The sequence below is a fragment of the Patescibacteria group bacterium genome (genome assembly GCA_034520665.1).
In the GTDB taxonomy this organism is placed as follows: Bacteria; Patescibacteriota; Patescibacteriia; order JAXHNJ01; family JAXHNJ01; genus JAXHNJ01.
The window spans coordinates 332,924-347,006 of the sequence record JAXHNJ010000002.1 but is presented as its reverse complement, the minus strand read 5'-3'; the positions used below and the strand labels follow the sequence as shown (position 1 = coordinate 347,006).

The 14,083-nt window shown below is 33.8% G+C and carries 10 protein-coding genes and 1 pseudogene; all 11 read left to right on the top strand.

Translation table 11 applies throughout. The features are described from left to right. Window positions 1–117: 117 nt before the first annotated feature. The 11 genes and pseudogenes from U5L76_04070 to U5L76_04020 all read left to right on the top strand — a co-directional run bounded on the left by U5L76_04070 (window position 118) and on the right by U5L76_04020 (window position 14,040). On the top strand, window positions 118–600 hold the full coding sequence (locus tag U5L76_04070) for a hypothetical protein (protein ID MDZ7798763.1): 483 nt from the start codon (window positions 118–120) through the stop codon (window positions 598–600). Between the two features lie 111 nt (window positions 601–711). Continuing rightward, entirely contained in the window at window positions 712–1,122 is a 411-nt protein-coding gene (locus tag U5L76_04065) for a secondary thiamine-phosphate synthase enzyme YjbQ (GenBank protein ID MDZ7798762.1), read from the top strand. A gap of 49 nt (window positions 1,123–1,171) precedes the next feature. Beyond that, window positions 1,172–1,441, top strand: coding sequence for a hypothetical protein (locus tag U5L76_04060; protein ID MDZ7798761.1), 270 nt, complete (start codon window positions 1,172–1,174; stop codon window positions 1,439–1,441). A 9-nt stretch (window positions 1,442–1,450) separates the two neighbouring features. Continuing rightward, complete coding sequence (locus tag U5L76_04055) at window positions 1,451–1,912, top strand: DNA polymerase ligase N-terminal domain-containing protein (protein MDZ7798760.1); 462 nt, start codon at window positions 1,451–1,453, stop codon at window positions 1,910–1,912. A 49-nt stretch (window positions 1,913–1,961) separates the two neighbouring features. After that, window positions 1,962–2,228 carry a hypothetical protein gene (locus U5L76_04050; protein MDZ7798759.1) on the top strand — a complete coding sequence of 89 codons (267 nt, stop codon included), beginning with the start codon at window positions 1,962–1,964 and terminating at the stop codon, window positions 2,226–2,228. Continuing rightward, window positions 2,225–3,538 carry a UDP-N-acetylmuramoyl-L-alanyl-D-glutamate--2,6-diaminopimelate ligase gene (locus U5L76_04045; GenBank protein ID MDZ7798758.1) on the top strand — a complete coding sequence of 438 codons (1,314 nt, stop codon included), beginning with the start codon at window positions 2,225–2,227 and terminating at the stop codon, window positions 3,536–3,538. The genes U5L76_04050 and U5L76_04045 overlap by 4 nt, the downstream gene beginning before the upstream one ends. A gap of 345 nt (window positions 3,539–3,883) precedes the next feature. Continuing rightward, complete coding sequence (locus U5L76_04040; protein ID MDZ7798757.1) at window positions 3,884–7,297, top strand: DNA-directed RNA polymerase subunit beta; 3,414 nt, start codon at window positions 3,884–3,886, stop codon at window positions 7,295–7,297. An 11-nt stretch (window positions 7,298–7,308) separates the two neighbouring features. Beyond that, entirely contained in the window at window positions 7,309–11,166 is a 3,858-nt protein-coding gene (rpoC, locus tag U5L76_04035) for a DNA-directed RNA polymerase subunit beta' (protein MDZ7798756.1), read from the top strand. Between the two features lie 379 nt (window positions 11,167–11,545). Further along, window positions 11,546–12,271 carry a hypothetical protein gene (locus U5L76_04030; GenBank protein MDZ7798755.1) on the top strand — a complete coding sequence of 242 codons (726 nt, stop codon included), beginning with the start codon at window positions 11,546–11,548 and terminating at the stop codon, window positions 12,269–12,271. Window positions 12,272–12,897: 626 nt separating this feature from the next. Then, window positions 12,898–13,119: pseudogene (locus tag U5L76_04025) on the top strand (hypothetical protein). Window positions 13,120–13,434: 315 nt separating this feature from the next. Next, on the top strand, window positions 13,435–14,040 hold the full coding sequence (locus U5L76_04020; GenBank protein MDZ7798754.1) for a hypothetical protein: 606 nt from the start codon (window positions 13,435–13,437) through the stop codon (window positions 14,038–14,040). The last annotated feature ends 43 nt before the right edge of the window (window positions 14,041–14,083 follow it).

The window sequence follows — 14,083 nt, the reverse complement described above, 5'->3', positions numbered from 1 at the left end:
ACATGAGATTATTTTTCCCAAGCAAAAATAAGGGGATTTAAAAAGGGGGAAGTGCGCCGTGCCTGGCGCCTTTTTTGTTTACTTGTTCTTTAAAAAGATAGAGTGAGAGGAGAAAGTATGTTTTATTTGAATGGTCGGCAACCGCTAAAAGTAAATTTTAAAGAAGATGAATATATTGAAATAAATGGACAAAAATATTATCCATTAAAAGAAGAAAATAAAACAACTGATTTTTATTATAAAAGAACTTATTATGATACGATAGAAGAATTAATGATAGCAAAAATGCTTACTTGTATGAATATACCTTTTTTACATCACGTAACTTTTTCTTACTCTATAAATAAAAAGGGTAAACCTAGGAGAATTTGGCGTCCTGATTTTGTTTTTGCTTGTGCTCAAAGATGGATTGGCGGCCCTTGTAATGGCTCGGTAATTATTGGTATTGAAGTTAAAAGAAATAAGATGTCAGGTGCTAGGAGAAAATCAAGAATTTTGCTCGAGGAACGAGAAATTCCGATAATTATTCTGAAAAGAAAAGATATTGAAGATTATTATGATCCGGAATGTATGAAATTGCCTTTGAAACAAATTTCTTAATACGAAGACCTTTATTCGGCCCAAGCAGGCTAAAATTATTTTTGCCCCGCAGATAAATTAAGCGGGGCATTTTTATTTGAAAATTAAATATATTTTAGCTAAAATAAGAGTATGGCAAAATATAAAGAATTAAAACTTTCAACCAAGGGACAATTTGGCCTGGTTAATATTTCCAGTGAAGTGGATGAGTTTGTTAGAAATTCAGGAATAGAAGAAGGAGTTTGTTATATTTTTGTACCGCATGCCACAGCGGCCTTAATAGCCAATGAAAATGAGTCAGGAGTGAAAGAGGATATTTTAACAAGAATTTTAGCTTTAGCTCCGGATAACATTAAGTACAAGCACGACCAGATTGATAATAACGCCCGGGCTCATATTATGGCTTCTATTTTAGGGCCGGAAATATTTTTTCCGATTACCCAAGCTATGCTGGTGCGGGGCACTTGGCAGGATATATTTTTAGTGGAGTTAGATGGACCCAGGTCAGAGAGGAGAGTGATCTTAAAGATTATAGAAGGCTAGGATTATATTTTTTGTTTAATATTTTTATAAAGAAGGGAGGTGATAATAAATGTCTGAAGAGAAAAATAATAAAGGAGAATTAATTGGCAAAGTCACTCACTACTTTAATAAAATTAATGTAGCCGTGATTGAGTTAACTGAAGAGGGCTTAAAAAAAGGAGAAAAAATACGCATTCAAGGCGGTGATCGGGAGTTTGAACAAAAGGTTGAATCAATGCAGGTTGAGCATGAAGAAATTGAGTCAGCTAAAAAGGGCCATAGTGTTGGTACGAAAGTGGATGAACCGGTAAGAGAAGGTTATATTGTTTATAAAATATAAAAGTATTAGATGTCTTTAAAAAAATACAAGCAAAAAAGGGATTTTAGACAAAGTCCGGAGCCGAAAGGTAAAAAGGAGAAGAAAAAAGAAAATCGTTTTGTTATCCAAAAACACGCCGCTACTAATCTTCATTATGATTTTCGCCTGGAAATGGATGGTGTTTTAAAATCCTGGGCTATTCCCAAAAAACCGCCCCAAAAGGCCGGGATCAAACGTCTGGCTATGCAGGTTGAGGATCATCCAATTGATTATATTAATTTTGCCGGCGAAATTCCCCAAGGCAATTATGGCGCCGGGCAAGTAGAAATATGGGATAAGGGCCGATACAAAATGGAAGAAAAAAAGAAAAATGAATTTAAATTTATTTTAAAAGGAAATAAATTAAAGGGTGAATATGTCTTGGTAAAGCCTAAAGGCAGCTCTTTTGGTAAAAAGGCCTGGCTATTTTTTAAAACAAAGAGCAAGAACTAGATTATTATTTAATATTTTGTTAAAATAAAACTCTAAATTTATTATTTTTATGGCATTTTTTAAGCGTGAAAAAATAACTGAAAAACCGATGCTTATTGGAGTACATCAGATAAAAGGTGATATCTCGGCTATTGAATATTTACAGAATTCTGATCCGGAATGGGTAGAAGGGCTTTTCTTTTTTGCTAAAAATTACGGTCGGGCGACTTTTGAGTGGGATGGTGATGATTATGAAATAATCAGAAATGAGGATATTACTTATACTTTGAATCGCTTAACCAGCGAGGATAAAAAAGCAGTAATGGAATTTCGATGAAAAATTTTATTAAAAAATTTGTTCCAGAATTTTTAATATCTCTTTACCACTTAAGTTTAGCTAAACTGGCTGCTTTTTTTTACCATTATCCTTCTAGAAAGATGGTTGTTATTGGAGTAACCGGCACTAACGGCAAATCAACAGTAGTTAATTTAATAGCTCGGGTTTTAGAGGAGGAAGGTTATTTAGTCGGTTTGACTTCTAGCTATAATTTTAAAATTGGTAAAAAAAAATGGCCCAATAAAAAAAAGATGACTATGCTTGGTCGTTTTCAGCTGCAGAAATTATTACAGAAAATGTATCAGGAAAAATGCCAATACGCTGTTATTGAAACCTCATCAGAAGGGATTAAACAGTTTCGTCATTTAGGCCTTGATTATGACCTGGTAGTGTTTACTAATTTAACCCCAGAGCATATTGAGTCTCATGGTTCTTTTGAAAATTATAAAAAAGCTAAAGGGGAATTATTTAAAAGTTTAAGTAAAAGTTATAAAAAAAATATCAAAGGTAAAGAAATAGAAAAAACAAGTATTGTTAATTTAGATGATAAAGCTTCTTCCTATTTTCTTTCTTTTGAAGCTGATAAAAAATATGTTTATGGTTTAGAAAATAAAGCAGCTAAGAATATTTCTGTTATTCCAGAAAATTATGTAGCAGAAAAGGAAGGCAGTCGTTTTGTTGTTAAAGGAAAGGAATTTAATTTAAAACTTCTAGGTAAATTTAATATTTATAATGCTTTAGCAGCAGTAGCTGTAGGCTTAAGTCAGTCTATAGCTTTAGAAAAAATTAAAACCGCCCTGGAACGAGTGGAAACATTGCCAGGTCGTATGGAATTTATCAGAGAGGGTCAGGATTTTAAAGTCATAGTGGATTATGCTCCTGAGCCGGTTTCTTTAAGAAAGATGTATGAAGTAATTGATTTAATAGATAAAAAAAGAATTATTCATGTTCTTGGTTCTTGCGGTGGTGGCCGAGATAAATCACGCCGGCCTGTTTTAGGTCAAATAGCGGGGAAAAAAGCTAGCTTGGTGATAGTGACTAATGAAGACCCTTATGATGAGAAACCTGAATCAATTATTGATCAGGTGGCTAAAGGAGCCGAAAAATCAGGAAAAAAGGAGGATCTTGATTTATTTAAAATTGTTAACCGTAAAAAAGCCATAGAAACAGCGCTCAATAAAGCTCAGGCTGGTGATTTAGTTATTATTACGGGGAAAGGGGCTGAGCAGGCTATATGTGTGGATAAAGGCCAAAAAATACCATGGGACGACAGAAAAGTAATTAAAGAAATATTAACCAAAAAGAGGTAAAATTGTGGAAAAACTGGTGATAGATGAGTTATTTTAATAAATGAGTTTTTATTATCTCAGTTAAAAATACCTAATATTAGGTAAATAAAAGTAAAAATTAATTATTTTGGTTTTTTTCCTCAATAAATTTGACATTTAAGTAATATTAAGTTATATTATCTAACAGCTTTACCTAAAATATTGTCAAAAAACTGGTTTTAAATACTATTTTAGACAATTAAATAACAAGTTTAAGTAAAAAACCTATTTAGTGTAGGTATTTTAAATTTAAGGACTTTGAGTAAAGTCCAGGCACCTCTTTTATAATAAATTTTATAATAAAGAGGGAAGAAAGTACATTGGCTGATGTCAGATAAATATCAAGGAAGAAAAGTATTTACCAAACTTCACGAAGCCATAGAGCTGCCTCATCTAATTGAAATCCAAAAAAAATCTTATGACTGGTTTTTTCGTGAAGGTTTAAAAGAGCTTTTTGAGGAAATTTCGCCAATAAAAGATTTTATTGGCCGTGATCTTGAGCTCGATTTTTTTGATTATTATATTGACGAACCAAAATTTGATGAAGTTAAAGCTAAGAATAAAAATGTAACTTATGAAGCACCTCTGCGTGTACAGACCCGCCTACATAATAAGAAAACTGGTGAAATTAAAGAACAAGAAATTTTTCTGGGTGATTTTCCATTAATGACAAACCGAGGCACCTTCATTATTAATGGTATTGAAAGAGCCATTGTTAGTCAGCTTATCCGTTCGGCTGGCGTTTTTTTTACTTCTAACTTTGAAAAGGGAAGAAATTTTTATGGGGCTAAGATAATTCCTAATCGCGGAGCTTGGCTGGAAATTGAAACGGATAAAAAAAATATAATTAATGTAAAAATAGACCGCAAAAGAAAAGTGCCGATTAGTGCTTTGTTTCGGGCTTTTGGCTATTCTTCTAATGAAGAAATTATAGATTTATTTAAGGATGTTGATAATCATCCATCAGATAAATATATTGAAGCGACTATAGAAAAAGATGTTTCACGTAACGAAAGTGAAGGATTGAAAGAAGTTTATAAAAGAATACGCCCGGGTGACTTGGCTACGGTTGATAACGCCCGTGACTTAATTTTTAAAATGTTTTTTTCTTTTGACCGTTACGACTTTGCCAAGGTTGGACGTTATAAATTAAATCAAAGATTTGATACTAAATATCCCCTAACTAAAGAACACCGTGTTTTAAAAAAGAAAGATCTAATAAATATTATAAAAGAAATTATTCGTTTGAATAATTCTCAAAAAGGCTCTGATGATATTGATCATTTAGGTAACCGTCGGGTAAGAGCTATTGGCGAATTGGTACAGAATAAATTCCGGGTGGGCTTAGCTAGAATGGAAAGAATAGTTAAGGATAGAATGAGCACCAAAGATATTAGCAGTTTAACGCCCAATCAATTAGTTAACGCTCGTCCAATTATTGGTGTAGTCAAAGAATTTTTTATGTCTTCTCAGCTTTCACAGTTTATGGACCAGACTAATCCTTTGGCTGAACTAGAACATAAACGTCGTCTGTCTGCTATGGGGCCGGGAGGTCTTTCTCGGGAAAGAGCTGGTTTTGATGTGCGCGATGTACATCGTACTCACTACGGCCGTATTTGTCCGATTGCTACGCCGGAAGGTCCCAATATCGGTCTGGTGGGTCATCTAGCCAGTTATGCTCATATTAATGATTTTGGCTTTATTGAAACTTCTTTCAGGAAGGTTAAACATGATCCAATTAATAAAGTAACAGAGATAGAAGGGGAAATAGCCCGAGAAGATATTAAAGATCCTGAAGCTAAGGAAATAATAGTAAAATCAGGTGATAAAATAACTCAAGAAAAAGCTAAAGAAATAGTCAAAACTAGTTTGAAAAAAATACCGGTTAAATCTCGGGTAACTGATGAAATAGTCAGCTTGGATGCTTTTGAGGAAGAACATTATGTGACTACGGCGGCTACTACCCCTTATGATGAAGATGGTTATTTTATTAATGACAGAGCAGAGGTCCGAAAATACGGTAAACCGGTTATGGATTCGGTTAATGTTATTGATTTAATGGATGTTTCGCCCAAACAGATTGTTTCAGTCTCCACTTCTTTAATTCCTTTTTTAGAAAATGATGATGCGGTTAGGGCTTTAATGGGTTCAAATATGCAACGTCAGGCTGTTCCTTTGATTAATCCCAAGGCGCCAGTAGTGGCCACTGGAGTAGAAATGAGAGCGGCTAAAGACTCTGGCCAGGTGGTAGTTAGTGAGGTAAGCGGAAAAGTAGAAAATGTGACCGGCGATAAAATTACTATCTTGGAAGAAGAAAAAGATAATTTAGTTGAATACCCTTTAAGAAAATTTTCCCGATCAAATGCTTCCACTTGTATTAATCAAAAACCAATAGTTAACCGAAAGGATAAAATAAAAAAAGGAGATATCATTGCTGATGGAGCAGCTACTGAAAACGGTGAATTATCTCTGGGACAAAATGTACTGGTCGCTTTTATGTCTTGGGAAGGTGGAAATTATGAGGATGCTATTTTGATATCAGAGCGCTTGGTGCGTGAAGATTATTATACTTCTATTCATATAGAAAATTATTCAGTAGATGTACGTGATACCAAAATTGGGCCGGAAGTAGTTACCCGTGATATTCCTAATGTCAGTGAAGAAAAACTAAAAGATTTAGATGAAGAAGGGGTAATTCGCATCGGGGCTAAAGTTTCCTCGGGTGATATTCTAGTCGGTAAAATTACTCCCAAAGGTGAAACTGAATTGTCAGCCGAAGAAAAATTATTAAGAGCAATTTTTGGTGAAAAAGCTAAAGACGTTAAGGATTCGTCACTTTATTTGGAACATGGTGAGCAGGGCAAGGTTGTTAATATAAAAATATTTTCTCGGGATAAAGGTGACAAACTGCCGGCCGGTGTGATTAAACAAATAGAAGTTTCAGTAGCTCAGCAACGTAAAATTCAAGTAGGAGATAAAATGGCCGGCCGCCACGGTAATAAAGGTGTTATTTCCCGCGTGGTAGCTCAGGAAGATTTACCTTTTCTTGAAGATGGCACGCCCGTAGATATTATTTTAAATCCCTTAGGTATTGCTTCGCGTATGAATTTGGGGCAGGTTTTGGAAACTCATATTGGATTAGCAGCCAAAAAACTGGGTTATAAGGTAGCCAGCCCGGCTTTAGACGGAATTCCGGAAAAATATATCAAAAAAGAATTAAAAAAGGCCGGTTATTCTGAAAGTGGTAAATTAAAGCTTATTGATGGACGTACTGGCAAAAAATTTGATCAGGATATTATGGTTGGTTATATTTATATGTTGAAACTAAATCATATGGTTGAAGATAAAATTCATCAGCGTTCAATTGGTCCCTATTCTTTAGTCACCCAACAACCTCTTGGCGGTAAAGCACAATTTGGCGGTCAGCGCTTTGGGGAAATGGAAGTCTGGGCTCTAGAAGCCTATGGGGCCGCTTATACCTTGCAGGAAATTCTGACTATTAAATCAGATGATGTGCCGGGACGTTCCAAAGCTTATGAGGCAGTAATTAAGGGTGAATCAATAAACAAAATTAATGTACCAGAATCATTTAATGTTTTAGTCAGAGAGCTTAAGGGCCTAGCTTTGGATGTTGAATTGATTAAAGAAGAGAGAAAATCAGAAGATAATAGATCAGGGACAAAAACAGGAAAGATAGGTAAAGCTGATGAAAAAGAAGCCGATAAAAAAAGCAAAAAATAATTGATTAATATATGATACCGGAAGCAAAAAATTTAAACTTTAAAGCAATAAGATTAAAACTGGCTTCACCAGAAGAAATTTTAGGCTGGTCTCATGGGGAAGTTACACGGCCAGAAACTATTAATTACCGGACTCAAAAACCAGAAAAAGACGGTCTTTTCTGTGAAAGAATTTTTGGACCAACCAAAGATTGGCAATGTTATTGCGGAAAATATAAAAAAATTCGTTACAAAGGTATAGTCTGTGATAAGTGCGGAGTGGAAGTAACTCGATCAATAGTAAGAAGAGAGAGAATGGGTCATATTAAATTAGCGGCTCCGACTTCACATATTTGGTTTTTACGTGGTGTACCTTCAAAGATTGGTCTAGTCCTTAATCTTTCTATACAGAATCTGGAAAAAGTAGTTTATTTTGCTAATTTTATTATTACTTCTGTGGACGAAAATGCCAGAGAGGAAACCCTGGAACAAATTGATAAGGAATATCAGGGCAAGCTTAAGAAAATTGAAGAAGAATTCAAAAGACGCCGCCAAAAAATTAAACAAACTAATAATGAAGAAATTACAAAAACGGATGATGAAGAAAAAAAGAAACAACTTGAAGAAAAAACCTCTGAAGAATTAAAGGCTAACGCTGAAGCCAAAAAAGAAGAATTAAGAAGCTTGGAAGAAACTGTCGATTTAGCGAAAAAAGAATTAAAAGAATTAGAGCCAAAACTTATAATTTCGGAAAATAAATATCAGGATTTATCTATAAAATATGGCCATGTTTTTGAGGCGGGTATTGGTGCTGAAGCTCTACAAAAACTTCTTAAAGAAATAGATTTAGATAAACTGATAAAAGAGTTAGAAGATGAATTTGAAGGAGCAGCTAAAAATAAGAAAAAGAAAATTTCTAGAAGGTTAAGATTATTTAAAAATTTAAAAGAAAATAATATAAAACCAGAATGGATGATATTAACCGTTGTTCCCATTATTCCGCCGGACTTAAGACCAATGGTACAGCTTGACGGTGGTCGCTTTGCTACTTCTGACCTAAATGACTTATATCGAAGGGTGATAAATCGTAATAATCGTCTGAAAAAATTAATTGAATTAAATGCTCCGGAAGTGATACGTCGTAACGAAAAAAGAATGCTACAGGAAGCCGTTGATGCTCTGATTGATAACGGAGCTAGAAAAGGTAAAACGGTAACTGCTTCTACTGGACAGAAAAGAACTCTTAAATCAATTGCCGATGTTCTAAAAGGTAAGCAAGGTCGTTTTCGCCAAAACTTATTAGGTAAACGTGTTGATTATTCCGGCCGTTCTGTTATTGTTATTGGACCACACTTAAAATTAAACCAATGTGGTATTCCCAAGCATATGGCTTTGGAATTATTTAGGCCTTTTGTTATTTCTCAATTGATAAAAAGAGAATATGTGCATAATGTTCGTTCAGCTGGACGCTTTATTGAAGCTGATCGTCCGGAGGTTTGGGATATTTTAGAAGAAGTAATAAAAGATGCTTATGTTTTATTAAATCGTGCTCCAACTCTTCACCGTTTAGGTATTCAGGCCTTTCAGCCAATATTAATAGAAGGTAAAGCTATTCAAATACATCCTTTAGTTTGTGCCGCTTTTAATGCTGATTTTGACGGTGATCAAATGGCTGTTCATCTGCCTTTAACCGAACAAGCCAAAAAGGAAGCAAAAAATATAATGCTCTCTACTAATAATTTATTAAAACCGGCTACTGGCTCACCAGTAACTACTCCTTCCCAGGATATTGTTTTGGGCTGTTACTATCTTACTATAAAAAAGAAAGCCAAGAAGAAAATTAACCATTATTCTTCAAAAGAAGAAGCTTTGTTAGCTTATGAAATTGATAAAATTCATTTTCATGAAACAATCAAAGTACTTATAAACACTAAATTAGTAGAAACCACGGTTGGTCGTGTTATATTTAATTCTATTTTGCCGAAAAAACTTCAATACATTAATGAAGTTATGAACAAAAAGAAGCTTTCTAATTTAATTTCAGAGGCTATATCTATATTAGGTCGTGAAAAGACAGTTGTGCTTTTAGATAATATTAAAGAGTTTTCTTTTGAATATCTTACTCGTTCTGGTATTTCTTGGGGTATGGATGATTTAGTTGAAGCTGAAAAAAAGCAGGAATTGATTGAAGAAGCGGAAGATAAAGTCAAAGGCATTGAAGAACATTATAAAGCTGGTCTTTTAACAGATAGAGAAAGGCAGATAAAAGTGATTGAAAATTGGGCTAAAACCAAAGAAAATATACAGGAAGTTTGTAAGGAATCTTTGGATAAATTTGGTCCAGTTTATGCTATGATTGAATCTGGTTCTCGCGGTTCCTGGGGGCAGATAACCCAGATGATGGGTATGAAAGGTCTGGTGACTAATCCGGCTGGTGAAACTATTGAATTACCAGTTAAGGGTAATTTTAAAGTGGGCTTTGATGTTTTGGAATATTTTATTTCTACTCATGGGGCTAGGAAGGGACTATCAGATACAGCTCTTCGGACAGCTAATGCGGGTTATTTGACCCGTCGTTTAATTGATGTAGCGCAGGAGATTGTGGTTAATGAAAAAGATTGTAAAGATAAGGAAGGTTTAATAATAACCAAAGAAGAAGCGGAAGAAATGGGAGGAAATTTATCTGAAAGAGCTTTAGGACGTTATTTGCTGAAGGATGTTAAAAATCCCAAGACAAAAAAAGTAGTAGTAAAGAAAAATACTTTGATTAATGAAAAAGAAGCAGAAAAAATTAAAAAAGCTGATCCCGAAAAAATACATATTCGTAGCCTTCTAACTTGTAAGGCGCAAAGAGGTGTCTGTCAGAAATGCTATGGTTATGATTTGTCTTATAATAAGTTGGTTGAAATTGGTACGGCTGTCGGTATTATAGCGGCACAAAGTATTGGTGAACCAGGTACCCAGCTAACTATGAGAACTTTTCACACTGGCGGTGTAGCCGGTCAGGATATTACTCAGGGGCTGCCTCGGGTGGAAGAATTATTTGAAGCTAGGCATGTGAAAAAGGCGGCCGTAATTTCAGAAGTTAAAGGAGTAGCTCATATAACTGAGGAAGGTGATAATAAAATAATAAAAATTGATTATACTGAAGAAAAAGAAGAAGTATTGCTTAAGAAAAGAAAAAAGATTGACAAGGATAATCTTAAAGTAAAAGACGGTGATAAAGTAAAAGTTAAAGATTTAATATATGAAAAAAATAAAAAGAAAATAAAGTCTTCGCATGATGGAGTAATTAAAATTGAAGATGATAAAAAAATAATTTTACAATATGAAGAAGATTCAGTTAAAGAGTATGTACCGCCAGTTGGTCATGGTCTTTGGATAAAAGAGGGAGATTTAGTTACTCCAGGACAGCAGTTAACTGAAGGTAGTCTTGATCTTAAAGATTATTATAGACTTTCCGGAAGTGAAGCGGCCCAAAAATATATTATGAAAGAAATTCAGTATATATATTCTTCTCAAGGTCAGAAACTTAATAATAAACATGTGGAAGTAATTGTTAAACAAATGTTTTCCCGTGTTTTGGTTAGAGATCCGGGTGATACGGAGCGGTTGATTGGCGAAGTAACTGATTTAAATATCGTACGTAAAGAAAATGAAAAAGCCGAAAAAGAAAATAAACAACCAGCAAAAGTTAAACCTTTATTACTGGGTATTACCAAAGCTTCTTTGAGTACGGAAAGCTTTTTGTCAGCAGCCTCTTTTCAGGAAACAGCCCGGGTATTAATTGACGCAGCCATAACTGGCAAGGTTGATAAACTCAGAGGCCTGAAAGAAAATGTAATTATTGGTAAATTAATTCCGGCTGGTACCGGCTATCGTAAAACTTAAATAAAAAATATATTTATATATAAAATAGGGCTAATATTAGCCCTATTTTTATTTAATGTGTATTAACTATTTGACAATTTTAGTTTAGAGGAATATAATAAATTGTTAGAATAAAGCTAGTGAGGCTTTGAATTGTAATCAAAATTTGGGCGCTTTTCTTTCTTATTTAAAGAGAGTATTGGTTACAAGAAGCAAGTAGCGCAACCGACACCCAGTTCAAATACTTGACTACAGCTCAAAGTCTCACTTTTGGAGGCTTTTTTATAACATTGAACTTTGAAAAAGGAAGGAGGTAAATTTTTCTAGATATAGAGATTTATATCTGAGAATCTCTTAATTATGAATTCGTTTAATTATTCATTTTTTATGGAGGTAAAAAATGAAACATCTTAGTCTAGTTTTTGTAATTTTCAGTTTATTTTTTCTTTTTGGATGTGAAGGAGAAAATGTAATTTCTCCGGAAGCTGATGTTACAAACAGGGGTATTGGTGAAATTCATAATGAATTTCTTACCAATGTATATAATGAGCTTGATGAAAATTCTTCAAATCTTATGAAGACCACAGCCTTAGAGGAGGAGGAGATACTTTACCAAGAGGCTAAAAAAATTACGGATAAGTATAATCAGGATCCCTTGACTCGTGAGCAAGTGCGAGAAGCTCTTGAGCGAGGACGTAATATGGCCAAACAAGACCCTATAGAATTAGTAAAATCTATTCTATCTCCAGAAGAGTATAAGTGGTGGGATAGATTTAGTAATGAGGCTACAGCAGTAAATTTAGATCTAATCTACAAAAATATGTGTGCTAAGTATGGAGCTCCTAAGCCAGGCACAATATTATACAGTTTATGTGATATAAGTATTCACTCAGCTGAATTTTGGCTTACTCGTCATTCAGCTGAAGAAATCCCCAATATAAAAATTGATAGTCGTAATCTATTAAGAGGATGGGGTAAGAGATTACTTAGATTTACCGTTACTGTTGTTGTTGATGGGGCTAGTGGAGCAGCAGCTGGTAGTGGAACAGGTGGTAATCTTATTGTTGCCGGAGTAGTCGGTGGCCTCTGTTCCCATGCGGCTGATGATATAATATTTGGCGATTAATAATTTTTTCTGTATAGTTTTAGTATTTTTTATTAAAATTAGAAAGGAGATAAGATGCCAAATATTATATTATTAATAGTATGTATTATATTGGGTATCTATATAAGCCAGCGAATAGCTGGCAAAAAATTTATCGTTACTTTTCTAGGTGTGGCTATTGGGGTAACATTTGCATATTCTCAATTGTCACCTTATTATTTGCTTTCCTTAATCATTTTTTCCACTTGTTTGTTTTATATAAAAAAGAAGCAACAAGTGTAGTAGTTATAAGTCCTGCTAGATTTGCTAGCAGGACTTTTTTATTTAAAATATAATGTAATAGATTATTATAATATATATTTTATAAGCTAATTTTGTATCTTAATTTTTCTAGTATATTAACTTAATTTGATTATTATTAAATTTTTAACTTCTATTTCAATAATTAGCTATTTATCTTCCTAAACTTTTTAATAATAGGTTTTAGACGTTTTAATTTTTCTCTTTAATTGTTTTTAACATATTTATACACATATTATCTAGGGTAATACTTACCCTAGAAAACCGCCATATGTCTGTGCACATTACCTTTTTTTATTGCCAAGAGGGACAAAAGTGGTAAAATATAAGAACCATATGGCTAGAAAAAAGAAAATAAACAACCAGCAAAAGTTAAACCTTTATTACTGGGTATTACCAAAGCTTCTTTGAGTACGGAAAGCTTTTTGTCAGCAGCCTCTTTTCAGGAAACAGCTCGGGTATTAATTGACGCAGCTATAACTGGCAAGGTTGATAAACTCAGAGGCCTGAAAGAAAATGTAATTATTGGTAAATTAATCCCGGCTGGTACTGGCTATCGTAAAACTTAAATAAAAAATATATTTATATATAAAATAGGGCTAATATTAGCCCTATTTTTAGGTTAATGATACTTTTTATTTGACAAAATAATTTAAAAGAAATAAAATAAATTGTTAGAATAAAGCTAGTGAGGCTTTGAATTGTAATCAAAATTTGGGCGCTTTTCTTTCTTATCTAAAGAGAGTATTGGTTACAAGAAGCAAGTAGCGCAACCGACACATCATAATTTGGATTATTATTGAAAGCCTCACTTTTGGAGGCTTTTTTATAAATTAGTTCTTTGAAAAGTTCATTTTTCATCTTTTGAGAAAAGGAGTTTAGTTATGAAGTTCAGTCGTGTTTTGATAGTAGTAATAATTATGGCAATGGTTTTTAACACTTCAGTTATGGCTTTTTCCTGGTCTTGGAGTAAAAAGGAAGACAATCGCCCCTTATATGTAGATGATTCTGGTTGGGAGATAATAAGTGCTTTACCTGGTACAAAAATTGTGGAAAAATATGAAAGAATCAAAAGTATGGGACTTCTTTCTAAAATTCCAGATAGTCGAATACCAGAGCATCAGAAATATATATTTTTTTCTGGCCCTAGCAATTTCTATGGATTTTCATTAATTATTCCATCGAGTATAGTAACTTACTGGAATAAAAGCTGTGCTGTCATACTAGAATACACTTGTGATGGTGATACGCTTCAAGCTAGAAGCTATGAATATTTCTTTGCTGTTAGGTCGCCTAATAAATTAATATTTGGGTTGGATTTGGAAAATTATTTTTATATTCCTAATCCTTCTCTTGATCTTTGGAAAACCAGCAAGGGAAATCCAATACTTTTTGCTGAATTCGATTTTAAAGGAAATGAACCGGAAAGGTTGTTAAAATGTTTACCGGTGAATGTTCGCTCAAATTCAAAGGAGGTGAGTAGCCGATGAAAAAGTTGATTCTCATGTTAGTAATTGTAGCTTTGCTTCTCAG